Here is a 17287-nt window from a genome sequence, read left to right as displayed (position 1 = left end):
CCCGCCGCGGCCCGGTCCTCGCCTCCCTCCCCCGGGGGTCTCGGCAGCAATGGGGCAGAATCCAACGAACCTGCCTCTGACCTGGGGTTATTTGGGTTTGGGGGACGCCTGACGATCCGCGGTGCGCGGACAAGGCCTACTCCTGCCGGCCGCACCGGGTGCCGATCGGGAAGCGGCGATCCGACGCGGCCGGGTCTGGCTCACCACCGTGCCCTTCGCGCCTTGGACGCGAAGGGACTCCCTGTGCCCATCTGTGGCGCCTGGGAGTGCGCGGAGTCTTTGAAGTCCGCCAGGAAATGTCGCGGCGGGATGTCGAGAACCCGAGCGCGGCTTCGTCCCCGGAGTGAACACGGCCACAATGGGCCGTACCGCACTGAGGAGAACATGATGGCCAAGTACCTGCTGCTCAAGCACTACCGGGGCGCGCCGGCATCGGTCAACGACGTGCCGATGGACCAGTGGACGCCGGAGGAGCTTTCGGCCCACCTGCAGTACATGCGGGACTTCGCCGCTCGGCTCGAGGACACCGGCGAGTTCGTCGACGGTCAGGCGCTCTCCCCGGAGGGCACGTTCGTCCGCTACGACGGCGAGGGGCGGCCGCCGGTCACCGACGGCCCGTTCGCGGAGACCAAGGACCTGATCGCCGGCTGGATGGTGATCGACGTCGAGACCTACGAGCGGGCGCTCGAGCTGGCCGGCGAGTTGTCCGCGGCTCCGGGTGCGGGTGGGAAGCCGATCCACGAGTGGCTCGAGGTGCGCCCGTTCTACGCCGAGCAGCCGACGGTAACCGAGTGAACGAGTCGCTGCTGCGGGAGCTGGTGCCCGCGGTGATCGGTGTTCTCGTCCGTCGTGGAGCCGACTTCGCGGCGGCCGAGGATGCCGTGCAGGACGCCCTGGTCGAGGCCGTGCGCGTGTGGCCGGACGACCCGCCGCGGGACCCCAAGGGCTGGCTGGTCACCGTGGCCTGGCGTAAGTTCCTCGACGCCGCCCGCGCCGATACCTCCCGACGGCACCGCGAGGTACGTGTCGAGGGCGAGCCCATGCCCGGCCCGGGCGAGGCGGTGGACGACACGCTCCAGCTGTACTTCCTGTGCGCGCACCCGTCCCTGACACCGGCTTCGGCCGTCGCGCTCACGCTGCGCGCGGTCGGCGGCCTGACCACGCGTCAGATCGCGCAGGCCTACCTCGTGCCGGAGGCGACCATGGCCCAGCGGATCAGCAGGGCCAAGCGGGCCGTCTCGGGCGTCCGGTTCAACCAGCCCGGTGACGTCGCCACGGTGCTGCGCGTGCTCTACCTGGTCTTCAACGAGGGCTACTCCGGCGACGTCGACCTCGCCGGCGAGGCGATCCGGCTCACTCGCCGGCTGGCGGCCAAGGTCAACCATGAGGAGGTCGCGGGCCTGCTCGCGCTCATGCTGCTCCACCACGCACGGCGCCCGGCACGGACCGGCCCCGACGGCAGGCTCGTGCCTCTTGCCGAGCAGGACCGCGGCCTGTGGAACACCCGTCTGATCGCCGAGGGCGTCGACGTGCTCCAGGCAGCCCTCACCCGCGACCGCCTGGGCGAGTTCCAGGCCCAAGCCGCCATCGCCGCGCTCCACGCCGACGCCCGGACGGCCGAGGAGACCGACTGGGTGCAGATCGTCGAGTGGTACGACGAACTGGTGCGCCTCACCGACAGCCCGGTGGCCCGCCTCAACCGGGTCGTCGCGGTCGGTGAGGCCGACGGCCCGCGGGCCGGTCTGGCCGCCCTGGCGGGGCTCGACCCCGCCCTGCCCCGCCACGCCGCCGTCGCGGCGTACCTACACGAGCGTGACGGTGACCCGGTGACCGCGGCACGGCTCTACGCCGAAGCTGCCCGATCGGCGCCCAGCCTCCCCGAACGCGACCACCTCACGCGACAGGCCGCACGGCTCAACGCGCAGCTGCGCAGTTGAGCGGCGGGCGTTCACCGACCCGATGGGGATGGTCTGCTCACCCTGTTGGCCGGCCGGACCGCGTCACCTGCCGTTCGAGAGGCCGACATCCTGTGCTCCTCGCTCCCGGCCAGCGATCACCGGACACCCGGCACCGATCGCGCGTCGGGTTCGTCACCGTCGACATCGAAGCCGAGCTCATCGAGGGGTGGCGGCCCCTACACCCGACCAGGGGCCACGACGCAGGCCTGCCCTTCCTGCTCCCCCTGATCCCCGGTGCCGCAGATCAGGGCAGTTCCGGGCCGGGAGTCGACGCTGCCGTGGAGCCGCTGTCCTGATCAGCTGCCGAGCCTGCCGAGTAGGTCCTGGATCGCTTGGAGAACGGCGTCGGGACGGCGGAATATGACGGAGACATGTCCGGCGTCGTCGATGACGCGGTTCTCGCCGTGCGAAACAGATTCGGCCAGCGCGGTGTAGAGCCGCGTTTTCGCTTCGGCCTCCTCCTGGAGGAGCGATGTGGGTATGCCCTGGGTGACCGCTTCTTTGAAGGGGTCGATCGCTACAGCGGTGAGTACGATCAGCGGGACGTCGGGCATCGGTCCCGCGTTGCGTACCTCGTCATGGAGTTGGTGACGGTTGGCCGCCTCCTGGCCGCCGATCCTCAGCCATTCCGGGCTGACGTGCCGTTCGATCAGCGACTCGCGGATCTCCTCCGGCCAGTCGGCCATCTCCCGCGCGAACAGGGCGCGGTAGAACTGGATGATTTCGTCGGGCAACTCGTCGGGCACCGCCTCGCCGGGGTCCCACGCCTGATACAGCTCGTTCAGTTCCTTGGGCATGTAGGAGTCGTAGTCCTCGTGTTCGGGCTCCACCAGGACCAGGCCCGCCACCTCGTCGGGGAAACGCTGCGCATAGTGGCGTGCGTGGAGGCCGCCGAGGGAATGACCGACCAGCAGGTAGGGAGCGGGCACGCCGACGACCCGCAGCAGCTCGCGCAGCTCGTCGGTGACCTGGGTGGCGGTGCGTGGCAGCTCGGCCCGGTCGCTCCACCCCGTTCCGGCCCGGTCGTAGAGCACGCTCGTGGTGAGTTCAGCGGCCCGCCGCTGAACGATGAAGCCGTCCATGCCGGATGAGCCGGCCCCGGGTAGGAACACCACCGCCGGGCTCCCGCTGCCCGATCGGTGGAGGAACAGTCTCCGATCCCCGACCTGGTGGTGCCGTCCCACTGGCGGCGTTGCCTCGGTCGTTTGGCGTTGCATCGCTGACTCCCTCACTGCCGGCGCCGGCTTGGCGGAGACGAGAGCGCACCTTTCGGGGTCGCCACCCGTCGCCACGCCATCGGGCATGTGCTTTACCAATTTCAGGAACGGTACCAGATATGGGATCGTAGGGCTGTGGACACCCTTGATCTGCTCCTGCACCCGGTCCGGCTGCGCATAGTGCACGCCATGTCCGGCGGTCGCACCCGCACCACGTCCGGCCTGTGCGCCGGCCTGCCCGACGTCCCCAAGACCACGGTGTACCGGCACGTCGGCCTGCTGGCCGAGGCGGGAGTGCTGGAGGTCGTCGACGAGCAGCGCGTGCACGGCGCCGTCGAACGCCACTACCGGCTACGCCGCGAGCATGCAGGGATCGACGCCGACATGGCCGCGTCGATGTCCCTGGACGAGCACCGTCACGGGTTCGCCGCAGCCATGGCCGCCCTGCACGCCGAGTTCAACGCCTACCTCGACCGGGACGGAGCCGACCCGACCGCCGACTCCGTGGGCTACCGGCAGGGCACCGTCTGGCTCAGCCCGGACGAGCTCGCCGAGATGATCGACGAGCTACGCGACGTCCTGGCCTCCAGGGCGGGCAACAAACCCGCGCCCGGCCGCAGCCCCCACCTCCTGAGCATGATCCTGTTCCCGACGGAGGAACCACCGCGGCACGAGGCCGGCCGGCAGGCCGACGACCACTCCTGAGTCCATGCACGGCTTCTGGTAAACGAGCGATTCCGAGAGAAGATCACCAACACATCCCGCCGCCCGCCCCGGTCGACCTCGACCGGCTATCAGCCGACATCCGCATCGGCTACGCCCGCTGCTCCTCCCTCACCCAGGAACTCCAGTCCCAGCTGGACGCCCTGGAGGCGCACGGCGCGGCGGACGGACCGGACGGCCGTCCCGCTCGATGGCCGGCGGCCCCGGCAAGCGGATCGTCAGCGAACGCACCTCCTCGGCCTTGATCGTGGTACCGGCCGCCGCACGGGCGTCCGTCCACCGGTACCGAGCCCGCCGAACGGTGGCGCCGAGCTCTCATCGGACCGGGGCTAGAGTCGTTCCGTGAGCTCCGAGAGTGAGGACCGGGACGCCGTGCTGCACGCGGTGAGCTCGGCCGTCCTCGCGGTGACCAGGCATCTGTCGGTCCGGGAGGTGCTCGGCGTCATCGTGCGGTCGGCGGGGCGGCTGCTGGACGCCCGCTACGCCGCGCTGGGCGTGCCCGACGACCAGGGGGCGTTCGCCGAGTTCGTCGCCGAGGGCATCTCCGACGAGGAGTGGGACGCGATCGGGCCCACGCCCCGCCAGCACGGCATGCTCGGCGCCCTGCTGCGCGAGGGCGTGCCGGTCAGGCTTCCCGACATCCGCAGGGACCCCCGGTTCGAATACTGGCCCCGTGCCCATCCGGTGCTCAAGGACTTCCTCGGGGTGCCGATCCTCGACGGGGACGAGGTGCTCGGCATCATCTTCCTGTCCAACAAGCGGGCCCCGGGCGGCTTCACCGAGGCCGACCAGCGGCTGCTCACCATGTTCGCCGCGCACGCCGCGCTCGCCCTCACCAACGCCCGCCTGTACGAGCGGAGCCGGGAGCTCACGCTGGTGGAGGAGCGCACCCGGATGGCCAGGGAACTGCACGACGCGGTGACCCAGAAGCTGTTCTCGCTGCGCCTCACCGCGCGGGCCGCGGCGTCGCTGGTCGCCGGCGACCCGGTACGGGCGGTGCGGGAGCTCGACCGGGTGGAACGGCTGGCGGGAGAGGCGCTGGCCGAACTGCGGGCGGTGATCGTCGAGCTCCGGCCGGCCGAGCTCGACCGGCACGGCCTGGCCGAGACGCTCCGCAAGCACGTCCGCCTGCTCGACCGGCTCCACCCGGCCTCGTTCTCGTTCGAGGAGGCTCCGGTGTGCGACCTCGAACCCGAGATCGAGGCGGCCGTGCTGCGGGTGGCCCAGGAGGCGCTGCACAACGCCTCCAGGCATTCGAAGGCGCGTGCCGTCGGCGTACGGCTGGGTTGCGAGGGCGGACGCGTGTTTCTGGAGGTGAGCGACGACGGGACGGGATTCGAGGTGACCGCCGCCGTGGGACGAGGGCTGGGCATCGCCTCGATGGGCGATCGGGCGGAGGCCGTCGGCGGCAGCGTGCGGGTGAGGTCGGAGCCCGGGGGCGGCACGCTCGTCCGGATGGAGGTGCCGGCGTGATCCGCGTCCTGATCGCCGACGACCACCCGGTCGTCCGGCAGGGGCTGCGTACCTTCCTGGACCTCCAGGAAGACCTCGACGTGGTCGGCGAGGCCGCCGACGGCGCCGAGGCGGTCGCCCTGGTGGAGACCCTCGCCCCGGACGTGCTGCTGCTCGACCTGAAGATGCCGGTCCTCGACGGGCTCGGCGCGCTGCTCCTGCTGGGGGAGCGGGGACTGTCGCCGCGGGCGCTCGTGCTGACCTCGGTCAGTGACCGGGAGGACGTGGCCCCGGCGATGCGGGCGGGCGCGGCGGGCTTCCTGTACAAGGACGTCGAACCGGCAGCGCTCGTGCACGCGATCCGGGCGGTGCACGGCGGCCAGGTGCTGCTCGCTCCGGAGGCCGCGGAGGCGATGCTCTCCCTCTCCGGATCCGTTCCGGCCACGCCGGAGGGCAGACGGGTGGCACCGTTGACCGAACGGGAGCGCGAGGTGCTCGCGCTGATCGCGTCGGGCCGTTCCAACAGGGAGATCGCCAGACAGCTCACCGTGGCGGAGAAGACCGTGAAGACCCACGTCTCCAACGTGCTGATGAAGCTGGGCGTGCAGGACAGGACCCAGGCCGCCCTCTACGCGGTGCGGAACGGCCTGGCCTGACCGGCCTGCGAGGTCAGGTGTCCTTCTTCTCCTCACGCCGTCCCGGCGGCGGGGGCGGTGGCGGGGGAGGCGGCGGCGGTGGTGGGGTGTAACTCCCGCCCCCACTGCGCTTGGGTTTGGGCGGCGTGGGGTGGACGATCTTGGTTTTCACCGTCTTGAGGTAGTACCAGTGGGGGAAGTTCAGCCGCCTCCACTCGTTGCGGCTGAGGTCCGCACCTCCGGTCGGGACGTTCCAGGTGTCGGCGCCGAGCTTGGCGACCGCGGTGCCCCTGGTCCGCTTGTTGAGCTTGACCCAGATGCGCACCGTCTCCGACTCGCCCTTGCCGATGATCCAGGGCGTCACACACCAGAAGCCGTCGGTGTAGAAGTCGCAGTCGGTGCCTTTCGGGCCCTTGTAGTAGACGGTGCTGTTGATGCCTTTTGGTAGGAGGGTCCCGCCTACGTAGAAGTAGTCGGCCTTCTGCGGTCCCCGATTGGTGATTCTGATCGTATACATGAACTCTTGGCCGCTTCTGACCCGTTTTGGGGCCTTCACTGAGACCTTGAAAGCGGACCAGGGCCTGTCCAGACCCGCCGCTGACGGGGCCACGGCCGAGACGTCCGTCCGGGGCGCCGACAGGACCTCGGAGGAAGTCGGGGACTGTGTGTTCGCGGCGGCGGCCGAGGCGTTGGGGACGATCGCGAGCGGAGTGATGAGGCTGAGACCTAGGAGCGTGCCGAAGCTTCGGCGCATGGGCGTCTCCGCACGAGCTAGGGGTGACCGTAGTCACCATTTGTTTCGAAGATTATGACTTAAGAAGGATGCGCCGGAAGAGTGAATGATCTACCTGAAAATTAGTTATTTGCGTATCTTTGGTGACTCGGGGATGGCGGCGGTTCACAGGCTGGACAACGGGGAGGCTCAGGTGCCGGATACGAGCCCGCTGCGCAGGGAGGACCCGGAGTCACTGGGCGACTACCGACTGCTCGGCCGCCTCGGTGAGGGGGCGCAGGGGGTGGTCTACGCGGGCCGGGGGGCCGACGGGGTGATGGTGGCGATCAAGCTGCTCCACCCCAGGCTGAGCGACACCGGCATGGACGGCGCCCGGTTCCTCCGTGAGGTCTCCGCCGCCCGCCGGGTGGCGCCGTTCTGTACCGCCCAGGTGCTGGGCGCCCACATGGACGGTGACCGCCCCTACATCGTGAGCGAGCTGGTGGAGGGGATCTCCCTGCAGCGGGTCGTGCAGGCCGAGGGACCCCGCGGCGGCAACGTGCTCCACCGGCTCGCGGTCGGCACCGTGACCGCGCTGGCCGCCATCCACCGGGCGGGCATCGTGCACCGCGACTTCAAGCCGAGCAACGTGCTGCTCGGTCCCGACGGACCCCGCGTGATCGACTTCGGCATCGCCAGGGCCCTCGACTCGGCGATGACCGTGACGAGCGGAGTGGTCGGCACCCCCGCCTACATGTCGCCGGAACAGGTCTCCGGGCACCGGGTCGAGCCCTCCTCCGACATGTTCAGCTGGGCGTTGACGATGGTGTTCGCCGCGACCGGGCGGCCCGCGTTCGGCCAGGACAGCGTGCCCGCGGTCATCTACAGGGTGATGAACGAGGCCCCCGACCTGTCCGAGCTTCCCGACACCCTGCGGCCGATCGTCACCTCGTGCCTCAGCAAGCAGGCCGGGGAACGGCCCAACGCCTCCGAGGTGCTGTTCGCGCTTCTGGACACCCAGTCGGAGGAGGCGGCCGCTCCCGAGCCTCCGCTCGCCGCTCCGCCCCTGCCCACTGCCCTGCCCGTGCCCCCGCCCGCCGCCTCGACCGTGCCCCCGCCGCCCGCTCCCGAGACGTTGTGGGTGCGGCCGTCAGGGGCGGACCCGGGGGAGCCTGGCGCGGGCCCCGGCCACGCTCCGGGCGGCAGGGCGGGCACCTCCCCGGCTGCTCCTCCGCCCGCGGCCGTCCCCTTCACCTCCCCCGCGGGACCCGCGCACTACCCGGGCAACCTGACGCCCGTCGGCAGGCAGGCCGCGCCCCCGCCGGGGGCGTACCCCCCGCCACCGCCGCGGCACCCGGACCTCTTCGGTGACCCGGTACCCGGCGCGCCCGGCGAGCACGGCGAGCCCGGCGAGCACGGGACGCGGCGCAGACGGGCCGCCCTCGTCACCGGGGTGCTCGTGGGATCCCTGGCCCTGGCCACCGCCGTGCTGGTGGCGGTGCCGAGCATGCGGAACGACACCACGGCGAGCTCCCCGGCTCCCGATGCCGGTACGCCGTCGTCCTCGATTCCCTCCACACGGCCCCCCACGGCCGCCTCGCAGGCTGCCACGCAGGCCCCGACACCTGTCGCGCAGGCCCTGACCCCGGCCCCCACGGCGAGCCTCACGACGGCGCCGACCTCCGAGCCGTCCGAGCCGCTCGCCATGCCGCCCACCGCGGTGCTCTTCGACGGTCAGGACGGCAAGGCGCTCAAGGGGCACAGCAGGGCCGTACAGTCCCTCGCCAAGGTCGAGATCAAGGGCAGGCCCACGGTGGTCTCGGGCAGCCAGGACGGTTCGCTCGGGATCTGGGACCCCGCCGAGCACAAGAGGCTCCACCGGCTCCGCGGCCACCGGGGCGAGGTCTACGCGGTCGCCACCGTCACCTTCGGCGGCACGCCGTACGCGGTGAGCGGCGGCTACGACCACTCCGTCCGCCTGTGGAACCTGAAGACCCGCAAGAGCAGGGTTCTCGGCCACCACCCCATCGCGGTCTTCTCCGCCGCGGCGGGCATCGTGAACGGTTCACCGGTCGCCGTCACCGGGGACGGCGACGGCACGCTCTACTTCTGGAACCTGAAGAGCCGCAGGTTGCTCAGAGTCGTCTCCGCGCACCGCGACGACGTCAACTGGCTCGCCTTCGGCAAGATCGGAAAGCGCTCCGTCGTCGTGTCCGCCGGCGCCGACAAGACGCTGAAGATCTGGGACCTCGTCACCAGGAAGCGGTACGGCAAGGTCTACCGGGGGCACAGCGGGCGGGTCTTCTCGGTGGCCTTCGGCAAGCTGGGCGACCGCACCGTGGTCGCCTCGGGCGGCAAGGACAAGAAGATCAGGATCTGGGACCCGAAGACCTCCAAGACCATCGGCAAGCCGCTCAAGGGTCACGGAGGCAACGTCTACTCCCTGGCGTTCGGCACGGTGGACGGGCGCACCGTGCTGGTGTCGGGCAGCACGGACGGGACCGTCCGGCTCTGGGACCCGGCCGAGGGCAAACCCCTTGGCAAGGCGATCAAGGCACACAAGGGCGGGGTCTACTCGGTCACCGTCATGACCGTCGGCGACCGTATGGTGGCCGTCTCGGCGGGCAAGGACCGCACCGTCAAGCTCTGGAAACTGACCTCCGGCCGGTGACCCGCCCCGCGACGGGCTCTCGGACCGGGCCCTCAGACCAGCTCGGTGATGGCGTGGTGGGCGACCACGCGGGCCCGGCGCACCGCGCGGTCGAGCTCACGCAGGGCCTCGGCGCGCACGGCGAGCTGGCCCGAGGTGAGCCCCCGCTCGTCGGCGATGCGGAGCACCGCGGCGAGACGGGCGGCCAGGGCGGCGACCCGATGGGCGCGGGCGGGATAGCCGGGGGCCAGGCCGTCATCGGTGATCTTCAGCTGCCGGTGGCCCTGGGCCGGACCCCCCACGCCGAGCAGGGCGTCGGTGGCCACCCGCATCGCGCGGGTCAGCTCGTGCTCCGCGTCGGCGAGAGAGGGCAGGTCGGGTGCCGTGGCTCGGGCCTCCAGCACGCTCCAGCGAACCCCGGCGTACGATGACCCGCGGTGGTCCTTTACCGGGACCAGGCCAAGGCATCTGTCACCGAGCACGGCTGTCGCCGCCTGTCCGGCCTCGATGGCCGCGGAGTTGAAGGGGGGCGGTCCGGTGAGCCCGAGCGGGTCGCCCGGGACGGGCAGGGCCAGTCGCAGCGACTTCATACCCCCGATCCGCAGGTCGGCGAGGAACCCGCGGAGGGGAAGGTCGCCGCTTTCCGCGGCGACGACTTGGGGGCCGGCCTGTCGTTCCACGCGGTCGGCGGCCTCGTCGAGGCCAACCTGTCCGGCGAGCCAGGCGTTGCCCCAGCAGACCAGGGTGGCCGAGATCGGTGAATCAGGGTGCACCGATCCACGATATGCGCTCACCCTGCAATAGGTTCTGTTCCAGCGATTCACAAGGAGGCGTAAGGGATGGGCGGTCAGGTGCTTCGGCTACAGGACGTCACCGTCCGCAGGGACGGGGCGGCCCTGCTGCGGGAGATCGACTGGACCGTTCACGAGGACGAACGGTGGGTCGTCATCGGTCCCAACGGCGCGGGGAAGACGACGTTGCTGCAGGTGGTCGGGGCGATGCTGTTCCCCACCGAGGGCATCGTGGAGATTCTGGGTGAGCGGCTCGGCCAGAGCGACGTCTTCGAACTGCGGCCCCGCATCGGGCTTGCGAGCGCCTCACTGGCGGAGAAGGTGCCGCCGGAGGAGAAGGTCATCGACCTGGTGCTCACGGCCTCGTACGCCATCCTCGGCCGCTGGACGGAGGAGTACGACTCCCACGACGTCACGCGCGCCGTCGAGCTGATCGACCAGTTCGGATGCGCCCACCTGATCCGGCGCCGGTTCAACACGTTGTCCGAGGGAGAGCGTAAGCGGGTCCAGATCGCCCGCGCGCTCATGCCGAACCCGGAGCTGCTGCTGCTGGACGAGCCCGCCGCCGGCCTGGACCTGGGCGGGCGCGAGGACCTGGTCCGCCGCCTGGCGACGCTCGCGCACGATCCGAAGGCGCCGACCATGGTGCTGGTCACCCACCACGTGGAGGAGGTACCCAGCGGGTTCACCCACGCGCTGTTGCTCCGGCACGGCTCCGTGGTGGCCCAGGGGCCGATCGAGCAGGTGATGACGGCGGAGAACCTGTCGCACACCTTCAGCGTCCCGCTCAGCCTGGATCAGGGGCGGGACGGCCGGTGGTACGCGCGGGCGCACCAACTCTGAGCTCATTTCGGTTGTCCAAAAACCGGTAAAGCATACCCCTGCCGTGAGACGGCGGCCGGGCTCCTCCTAGCATCCGGTAAGTGCCGTGCACCTCGTCATGGGCGCGAGCCTCACCAGCAAAGGGGAGTTCATGACACCGTGGGAGGCGGCTGCGATCTTCGTGGCCGGTATCGGAGCCGGAGGCATCAACGCCGTTGTCGGCTCCGGATCTCTGATCACGTTTCCGACCATGGTCGCGCTGGGGATGCCGCCGGTCGTCGCCAACGTCTGCAACAGCGTCGGCCTGGTCCCGGGCTCGCTGACCGGCGCGCTCGGCTACCGGGCGGAGTTGAAGGGGCAGCGCCAGCGGCTGATCCGGCTGGGAATTCCGACGATCATCAGCGCGGTGATCGGCGGGGTGCTCCTGCTCTATCTCCCCGCGGAGACGTTCAACGTCGTGGTGCCCGTCCTGATCGGTGTGGCGTGCGTGCTGGTGATCGCCCAGCCGAGACTCAACAGGTGGTTGAGCGCCCGGCGGGAGCACGCCCAGCCGCACGGCGGCCCCTGGCTCTGGATCGGTGTCTTCGCCTGCGGCATCTACGGCGGCTACTTCGGCGCCGCGCAGGGCGTGCTGCTCATCGGGCTGCTCGGCAGCTTCCTCGACGACGGCCTGCAGCGGATCAACGCGGCCAAGAACGTGCTCTCGCTGCTGATCAACATGTCCGCCGCGGCGCTGTTCATCCTGATCGCGGAGATCGACTGGCTGGCGGTGCTGATGGTGGCGCTGGGCGCCGCGATCGGCGGTTTCCTCGGTGCGAAGATCGGCAGGAAGCTGCCCGCTCCGGTATTGCGCTGGTTCGTCGTCTGCATCGGTGTGGTGGCGATAGTCAAACTGGTGTACGGGTGAACCTGCCTACTAGTGGGTACCAATCAGGTATGAAAGGTGACAAGGTCGAGGTTGTCATCGACGCAGGAGACAGTTCCCGTACCTACGAGGTCAGCGCCACCAGAGCGGGACGCCGCGTTGAGGTGGCCAACGCACGCGGCGGCGTCGTCGAGGTGAGCGAGGTCACCCGGAGCGGAACGGCCGTGCGCACCGCCCGGTTCATGTCCAGCCGGATCCTCGCCCTGGTGGAACACCCCGCCGACGGCAAGCCCGCATAGCCCCGAACGGGCCCGAACAGCTCAGGACCGGTGACGGGCCGGTTCTCGCCGCGCCCGGGAGGGGCGGTCCGTCATGCCTGGGCGGGACGGACCTGGAGCACGCCGTCACGGCGGACCCGGGTCTCGAAGGACGGCTGGGGGGCCGTGGCCGGGCCGTGTACGACGGCACCGTCGGAGAGTCTGAAGGTGCTTCCGTGCCATGGGCAGACCACGCAGGCGGTGCCCTCCTCCGAGATCAGACGCCCCTGGTGGAGTGGCCCGGCCAGGTGGGCGCACTGGTCGGCGAGGACCGTGACGGTGCCCCCGACACGGAGTACGAACAGGTCGATGTAGCCGAGCCGTCGCGTCACCGGACGTCCGTCCGGCAGATCGCCGATCTCGCACAGGTCGTGCCAGCCCAGCGGGACCAGGTGGGTGACGGACTCGGCGTGGTTGGACCCGGCCGCCTGCCGGTAGGCGAGGTAGCCGCCGAGGTAGCCGCCCACGCTCGCGGCACCCAGCCCGACGAACGACAGCAGCCGCCCGGTCCGGTCGCGCCCGGTCAACCGGAACGCCAGCGATCCGGCGTAGAGCCCCAGGGAGGTCAGGTTGGCGATCGCGTGCACGAACCCCACCCGCTGCTGCTCGCGGTGGAGCGCGGACCAGTCGACGATGCCCGCGGCCACCGCCGGGGTGGCGGTGGCGAGTCCACTCGCGACCAGCAGTTGCGACGCGCGTGGATCCGAGCGGGTCACGTCGAGCACCGCGGTCGCCGCCCAGAGGCCCAGGCTGAGGTTGGCGAGCGGTGGATGGAGTGGTTTGCCGAGCGGTACCCCGTGCAGCAGGTCACGGAGCAGGCCGGGGCCGATCCGTCGGCGCACCGCCTTGGCGAGTATGCGGATCGGCCGATCGGCCCTGGGGGACCGCTCGATCCGCTCGGTGAACTCGACCCCGGGCACCAGGCGCTTAAAAGTTCGGCGCCCTGTTTTGACGGTTTCCTTCACTATCGCCCCCTTCTCGACCCATAGGGACCTACCCGGGAACGGTGTTATGCACGCGCCAAATGCCCTCGGCTGACGGAGAGAGCGATGATCTCGGTGGCGTAGGCGCCCAGCGTCGCCGACCCCTCCTCGATGATTTTCACCTTCTCCAGCACCTGTTCCGCCGTCACCTTGTAGAGCGACCAGGTGCCGCCCTCGTTGTGGTGGTTGGCCATGATGGGCGCGATCCGGTCGAGGGCCTTGGCGAACTTGGCCTCGGGAGTCCTGCGCTCCTCGAACTCGTCCCAGAGGTCGCGCAACCGCGCGGCCTGGTCATCTGGGAGCAGCCCGAAGATCCGGTCGGCGGCCTTGCGCTCGATGCCCAACTGGGCCTCGACGGCGGAGGCGTCGTAGATGAAGGTGTCTCCCGCGTCGATCTCGACGATGTCGTGGACGAGCAGCATCGCGACGACCCTGTCGAGGTCGGTGCCCGGTGGTGCGTGTTCGGCCAAGACCATCGCCAGCATGCCCACGTACCAGGAATGCTCGGCGTCGTTCTCCCGCCGCGACCCGTCCATGAGGGTGTTGCGGCGGACGATGCGTCTGAGCTTGTCGATCTCCATGGCGAAGGTGAGCTGAGCGTGTAGACGGTCCTGTGCTAAAGGGGTGGTCACGCGCGCAAGCCTAATGCGCGTCGATGCCCCTTTTCCGAGCGATCATGGGATCATGCCCGGCCGAGTGTGACGGGGACCCCGTTGAACACGGCGTTTCCCGAGGGTACGTCCACGATGGAATCGTCTGTCAGCGCGTTCGCGTTGACCCCCGCGTGCTTGGCGGCCACCAGTTGCGAGGTGCCCGCGTGTCCCCATCCGTGGGGCAGGCTGACCACTCCCGGCATGATCGTGTCGGTCGGCTCCAGCGGTACGACCAGCTCGCCGGCCGCCGAGCGCACCACCGCGTGCTCGCCCAGCCCGAGCCTGCTCACGTCGTCCGGGTTGATCTGCAGGGTGCACCGGTTGGTCCCGCCGACCAGCGGGCCCACGTTGTGCAGCCAGCTGTTGTTGGAGCGCAGGTGGCGCCGGCCGATCAGCACGATCTCCGCGGGTGGCACGGTCAGCCGCCCGCGCAGCCGCGCGACGTCCTCGACCAGCCGCGGCGGGGCCAGCTCCACCCGCCCCGAGGCGGTGCGGACGATCTCCGTCAGCCGAGGTTCCAGAGCGCCCAGGTCGATGCCGTGCGGGTTCGCCAGGAGCGTGGCCAGGGAGAGCCCGTAGGGGCCGAGCCTGAGCATGGCGTCCAGTCGCATCTCGGCTCCGCTGCCGCCGTCCAGCGAGGCACGCAGCTCGGCCGGGTCCCCGCCCTCCATCGGTGAGCCGGGCGTCTCGGCCGCCTTGCGGAGCATCTGGTCGAGGATCAGCTCGTCGAGCAGGGCCGGGTCGGCGTCCGCCCCCTGCCCAGAGGCGATCATCGTCAGCCGCGCCATGATCTCGGCCTCGGAGGGACGTCCCGGCTCCAGCGGCAGGACCGGCGGGGAGAACCTCGCGTAGTTGCGGACCGCGACGAACAGCAGCGACAGGTCGTAGTGCGGCGACTGCATCACCCGGGGCGGCGGCAGGATGACGTTCGCGTGCCTGGTGGTCTCGTTCAGGTACGGGTCCACACAGACCATGAACTCCAGGTCACGGAAGGCCGCGTCCAGCCGGGGACCGCCCGGCGCCGACAGCACCGGGTTGCCGGCCACCATGACCAGCCCTCTGACCTGCCCCTCGCCCGGTGTCTCGATCTCGTCCGCGAGGGTGGCCACCGGGAGCTCACCGTTCGCCTCCGGCAGCCCGCGGACGCGGCTGTGCCAGCGTCCCGTGGTGTACGGCCTGCTCCTGCGGCCGTTCTCCACCGCGGTTTTCGCGAACATGACCCCGCCGGGGCGGTCGAAGTTGCCGGTCAGGATGTTGACGACGTCGACCAGCCACTGCGTGACGGTGCCGAACTCGACGGTGCAGGTGCCGATACGGGCGTAGACGGCGGCGGTCGGGGCCGCGGCCAGCTCGCGCGCCAGCCGTACGATCTCCGCGGCGGGCACCCCGCAGATCGGGGCCACGGTCTCCGGGGCGAAGTCCTCCGCCAGCCGTCTGACCTCGTCCAGCCCGTTGACCTCGACGCCCACCGAGGTCAGATCCTCGGCGAAGAGGGTGTGCACTATGCCGAACAGCAGGTAGGCGTCGGTGCCCGGCCTCACGAACAGGTGCTCGTCGGCGAGAGCGGCGGTGCGGGTGCGGCGCGGGTCGACGATCACGAGCCTGCCTCCGCGTCCGCGCAGCGCCTTGAGGCGGCCGGGAAAGTCAGGGGCGGTGCAGAGCGAGCCGTTGGACTCCAGCGGGTTGGCGCCGAGCATCAGCAGGTAGTCGGTGCGATCCAGGTCGGGCACCGCGATGGCCAGCGGGTCGCCGAGCATCAGGCCGCAGGAGACGTGCTTGGGCATCTGGTCCGCGGTGCTCGCGGAGAAGACGTTGCGGGTGCCGAGAGCGCGGATCAGGGGGGTGCCGTACAGGGCGCCCGCCATGGAGTGGGCGTTCGGGTTGCCGACGTAGACGGCCAGAGACCGGCGGCCGTGTGCGTCGATCACGCCCTTCAGGCCCTCCTCGACCGTGCGGAACGCCTCGTCCCAGGACGCCTCGCGCCACACCTCGCCCGTCCGGATCATCGGGACGCCCAGCCGGTCCGGGTCCTCGTCGAGGCGGCCCAGGCTTGCCCCCTTGGGGCAGATGAACCCCTTGGAAAACGGGTCGTCCGGGTCGCCCTTGACCGAGGTGACGTGCCCGGTGTCGTCGAGGGTGAGCCGGAGGCCGCAGACGGCCTCGCAGAGGGGGCAGGTCCGGTGCGCTGTTCTCATCGGCACTCCTGAGTCCGGCAAGTGAACTCATCATGGCCGTAGGCCGGGGCGAGGGGAAGCCCCCGAGGGCGAACTCGGGGGCTTCCGTGCCGCCAGGAGGACGGGACGGCCAGTGGAACCCAGACAGCCCGCTGCGTCCCGCGGCCGGATGGGAGGTTCGCGCGGCATGCTTCCCGTGGAGCGGAGGTTCACGCGGCCCGTTGCCGTTGGTCGGCGGGCTCGTGCGGCCCGGGGGGCAGGGCGGCGGCGGAGCGGATGCCGGACTCCTCCCGCACGGTCCGGTGGGCCCGTGGGCCGACCCAGTCCGTCCACCCGTACCACCGGTCGATTCCCGCCGGGGGGCCGGTGAACTCGTCCCTGCGGACGATCTCGACGGCCAGCAGGTGCGCCCACCTGCGGTGCCGAAGGACCACGGTGTCGCGGGCGTAGCACGCCGATGCGATCTCGGCCGAGAACGCCTCGAAGTCCTCGGCACAGATCCCGGCCCTGGCGAGGATCAGTGCCTTCTCCCCGGCGGCGGAAGGAGTGATCCACAGCACCAGCGGAAGCCGTCCCGAGCGGGTGTGTATCCCGGTCTCCACGCACGTCCTCTGGAGGCGGTGCCGGGAGATCAGACACCACGCGTGCGCCCGCACCCACCTGCGCCCGGAGCGGGAGGCGGCGGGGACGCCGGAGGTGCAGGCCAGAAGGGCGGAGGGCCACCAGTGGCCCTGTTTGAAGGAGAGGGCCGCCGCGGCCAGGACGGTCGAGACGGCGGCGAGCAGGACGATCTCCGTCCGCCAGCGCCACAGCCGGACGAGGAGGCCCGTCCTGCCGGGTGGCCGGCCGTCGGGGCGACCGTAGCGGTTGTTGCGGAGGTTACGCCGCGACATCGCCGCCCGCCCTCTTGCCGGGTACGGGCGCCAGGGCGAGGGCGGGGGCGGCGGTCCGCTCGGCCTTGAGGAGGTCGAACCGGGGCTCGCGGTAGTGCCTGCTCACGAAACCGGTCCTGGTCACGGTCCAGCCGAGCCGGTGGGCCCACTCGTCCTGGTCCATGCAGAGTTCTCGGTCGACGATGTAGATCAGATCGAGGATGAGGGTCTTGATTCCGCAGAGTCCCTTGGTACGGTGGAAGGACATAGGAGACTCCCTTCGTGGTTTCAACGTGGAGTTCTTGTGCCAACCGGGTCGGTGGCCGCCGACCCGGTGCTTTTTTGCGCCCGATCGGGCGCCCCCTGGTGCGTGCGACTCTGGGCCGTCGCCGGCCGATTTCCTCCGCTCCCCCTGCTGGCCTCCCCGGTTCAACTCCGTCGTGCTGGAGACGGCGCCGTTGCC

General features: G+C 70.6%; 18 protein-coding genes. 10 read left to right on the top strand and 8 right to left on the bottom strand.

Annotated features, from left to right (window positions below; all coding sequences use genetic code 11):
• Positions 1-387: 387 nt before the first annotated feature.
• The 3 genes from ABZU75_RS07700 (at position 388) to ABZU75_RS07690 (ending at position 2254) form a co-directional block, all read left to right on the top strand.
• Positions 388-795 (top strand): YciI family protein, encoded by a 408-nt coding sequence (locus tag ABZU75_RS07700; RefSeq protein ID WP_355550682.1) that lies wholly within the window; start codon positions 388-390, stop codon positions 793-795.
• Complete coding sequence (locus ABZU75_RS07695; protein ID WP_355550599.1) at positions 792-1937, top strand: DUF6596 domain-containing protein; 1146 nt, start codon at positions 792-794, stop codon at positions 1935-1937. The genes ABZU75_RS07700 and ABZU75_RS07695 overlap by 4 nt, the downstream gene beginning before the upstream one ends.
• A 92-nt stretch (positions 1938-2029) precedes the next feature.
• Positions 2030-2254, top strand: a complete 225-nt coding sequence (locus ABZU75_RS07690; RefSeq protein ID WP_355550597.1) for a hypothetical protein — start codon at positions 2030-2032, stop codon at positions 2252-2254.
• Here the strand turns inward: ABZU75_RS07690 and ABZU75_RS07685 are convergent, their stop codons facing one another.
• On the bottom strand, positions 2255-3073 hold the full coding sequence (locus ABZU75_RS07685) for an alpha/beta hydrolase (protein WP_355550595.1): 819 nt from the start codon (positions 3071-3073) through the stop codon (positions 2255-2257).
• A 237-nt stretch (positions 3074-3310) separates the two neighbouring features.
• On the opposite strand from ABZU75_RS07685, the gene ABZU75_RS07680 reads away from it, so the two are divergent.
• The 3 genes from ABZU75_RS07680 to ABZU75_RS07670 all read left to right on the top strand — a co-directional run bounded on the left by ABZU75_RS07680 (position 3311) and on the right by ABZU75_RS07670 (position 6006).
• Positions 3311-3880: a helix-turn-helix domain-containing protein gene (locus ABZU75_RS07680; protein ID WP_355550593.1), complete on the top strand. Its 570-nt coding sequence runs from the start codon at positions 3311-3313 to the stop codon at positions 3878-3880.
• Between the two features lie 360 nt (positions 3881-4240).
• Entirely contained in the window at positions 4241-5371 is a 1131-nt protein-coding gene (locus ABZU75_RS07675; RefSeq protein ID WP_355550591.1) for a GAF domain-containing sensor histidine kinase, read from the top strand.
• The gene (locus ABZU75_RS07670) at positions 5368-6006 is read left to right on the top strand and encodes a response regulator transcription factor (protein ID WP_350918659.1); all 639 of its coding nucleotides are present in this window, start codon (positions 5368-5370) and stop codon (positions 6004-6006) included. Before ABZU75_RS07675 ends, ABZU75_RS07670 begins: the two co-directional genes overlap by 4 nt.
• A gap of 13 nt (positions 6007-6019) precedes the next feature.
• Here ABZU75_RS07670 and ABZU75_RS07665 read toward each other — a convergent pair whose 3' ends face one another.
• Positions 6020-6739, bottom strand: a complete 720-nt coding sequence (locus ABZU75_RS07665) for a hypothetical protein (RefSeq protein ID WP_355550588.1) — start codon at positions 6737-6739, stop codon at positions 6020-6022.
• 172 nt (positions 6740-6911) lie between these two features.
• On the opposite strand from ABZU75_RS07665, the gene ABZU75_RS07660 reads away from it, so the two are divergent.
• Positions 6912-9368: a protein kinase gene (locus ABZU75_RS07660; protein ID WP_355550586.1), complete on the top strand. Its 2457-nt coding sequence runs from the start codon at positions 6912-6914 to the stop codon at positions 9366-9368.
• 32 nt (positions 9369-9400) lie between these two features.
• Here the strand turns inward: ABZU75_RS07660 and ABZU75_RS07655 are convergent, their stop codons facing one another.
• The gene (locus ABZU75_RS07655; protein ID WP_355550584.1) at positions 9401-10120 is read right to left on the bottom strand and encodes a hypothetical protein; all 720 of its coding nucleotides are present in this window, start codon (positions 10118-10120) and stop codon (positions 9401-9403) included.
• Between the two features lie 66 nt (positions 10121-10186).
• Here ABZU75_RS07655 and ABZU75_RS07650 point away from each other — a divergent pair, with 66 nt between their 5' ends.
• The 3 genes from ABZU75_RS07650 to ABZU75_RS07640 all read left to right on the top strand — a co-directional run bounded on the left by ABZU75_RS07650 (position 10187) and on the right by ABZU75_RS07640 (position 12124).
• Entirely contained in the window at positions 10187-10981 is a 795-nt protein-coding gene (locus ABZU75_RS07650; RefSeq protein WP_350918647.1) for an ABC transporter ATP-binding protein, read from the top strand.
• 130 nt (positions 10982-11111) lie between these two features.
• Positions 11112-11867 carry a sulfite exporter TauE/SafE family protein gene (locus ABZU75_RS07645; RefSeq protein WP_355550680.1) on the top strand — a complete coding sequence of 252 codons (756 nt, stop codon included), beginning with the start codon at positions 11112-11114 and terminating at the stop codon, positions 11865-11867.
• Positions 11868-11896: 29 nt separating this feature from the next.
• Positions 11897-12124, top strand: coding sequence for a hypothetical protein (locus ABZU75_RS07640; RefSeq protein WP_329088968.1), 228 nt, complete (start codon positions 11897-11899; stop codon positions 12122-12124).
• A gap of 71 nt (positions 12125-12195) precedes the next feature.
• Here the strand turns inward: ABZU75_RS07640 and ABZU75_RS07635 are convergent, their stop codons facing one another.
• From ABZU75_RS07635 to ABZU75_RS07615, 5 genes are all read right to left on the bottom strand, one after another.
• Positions 12196-13062 (bottom strand): Rieske 2Fe-2S domain-containing protein, encoded by an 867-nt coding sequence (locus tag ABZU75_RS07635; RefSeq protein WP_355550581.1) that lies wholly within the window; start codon positions 13060-13062, stop codon positions 12196-12198.
• A gap of 89 nt (positions 13063-13151) precedes the next feature.
• Positions 13152-13706, bottom strand: coding sequence for an HD domain-containing protein (locus ABZU75_RS07630; protein ID WP_245651701.1), 555 nt, complete (start codon positions 13704-13706; stop codon positions 13152-13154).
• Positions 13707-13807: 101 nt separating this feature from the next.
• Positions 13808-15973, bottom strand: coding sequence for a molybdopterin-dependent oxidoreductase (locus ABZU75_RS07625; RefSeq protein ID WP_355550579.1), 2166 nt, complete (start codon positions 15971-15973; stop codon positions 13808-13810).
• Between the two features lie 188 nt (positions 15974-16161).
• The gene (locus ABZU75_RS07620) at positions 16162-16845 is read right to left on the bottom strand and encodes a hypothetical protein (protein WP_355550577.1); all 684 of its coding nucleotides are present in this window, start codon (positions 16843-16845) and stop codon (positions 16162-16164) included.
• Positions 16832-17092, bottom strand: coding sequence for a hypothetical protein (locus ABZU75_RS07615; protein ID WP_355550575.1), 261 nt, complete (start codon positions 17090-17092; stop codon positions 16832-16834). Before ABZU75_RS07615 ends, ABZU75_RS07620 begins: the two co-directional genes overlap by 14 nt.
• Positions 17093-17287: the final 195 nt, after the last annotated feature.

It is taken from the genome of Streptosporangium sp. NPDC005286 (assembly GCF_040607515.1).
GTDB lineage: Bacteria > Actinomycetota > Actinomycetes > Streptosporangiales > Streptosporangiaceae > Streptosporangium.
This window is presented reverse-complemented; position numbering and strand designations above follow the sequence as displayed.

What these genes read in the sequence shown, in the direction of transcription:
- ABZU75_RS07630 (WP_245651701.1), bottom strand. Translation starts at nt 13,706, where the DNA reads ATGGAGATCGACAAGCTCAGACGCATCGTCCGCCGCAACACCCTCATG.
- ABZU75_RS07620 (WP_355550577.1), bottom strand. Translation starts at nt 16,845, where the DNA reads ATGTCGCGGCGTAACCTCCGCAACAACCGCTACGGTCGCCCCGACGGC.
- ABZU75_RS07645 (WP_355550680.1), top strand. Translation starts at nt 11,112, where the DNA reads ATGACACCGTGGGAGGCGGCTGCGATCTTCGTGGCCGGTATCGGAGCC.
- ABZU75_RS07615 (WP_355550575.1), bottom strand. Translation starts at nt 17,092, where the DNA reads ATGTCCTTCCACCGTACCAAGGGACTCTGCGGAATCAAGACCCTCATC.
- ABZU75_RS07640 (WP_329088968.1), top strand. Translation starts at nt 11,897, where the DNA reads ATGAAAGGTGACAAGGTCGAGGTTGTCATCGACGCAGGAGACAGTTCC.
- ABZU75_RS07665 (WP_355550588.1), bottom strand. Translation starts at nt 6,739, where the DNA reads ATGCGCCGAAGCTTCGGCACGCTCCTAGGTCTCAGCCTCATCACTCCG.
- ABZU75_RS07700 (WP_355550682.1), top strand. Translation starts at nt 388, where the DNA reads ATGGCCAAGTACCTGCTGCTCAAGCACTACCGGGGCGCGCCGGCATCG.
- ABZU75_RS07650 (WP_350918647.1), top strand. Translation starts at nt 10,187, where the DNA reads ATGGGCGGTCAGGTGCTTCGGCTACAGGACGTCACCGTCCGCAGGGAC.
- ABZU75_RS07625 (WP_355550579.1), bottom strand. Translation starts at nt 15,973, where the DNA reads ATGAGAACAGCGCACCGGACCTGCCCCCTCTGCGAGGCCGTCTGCGGC.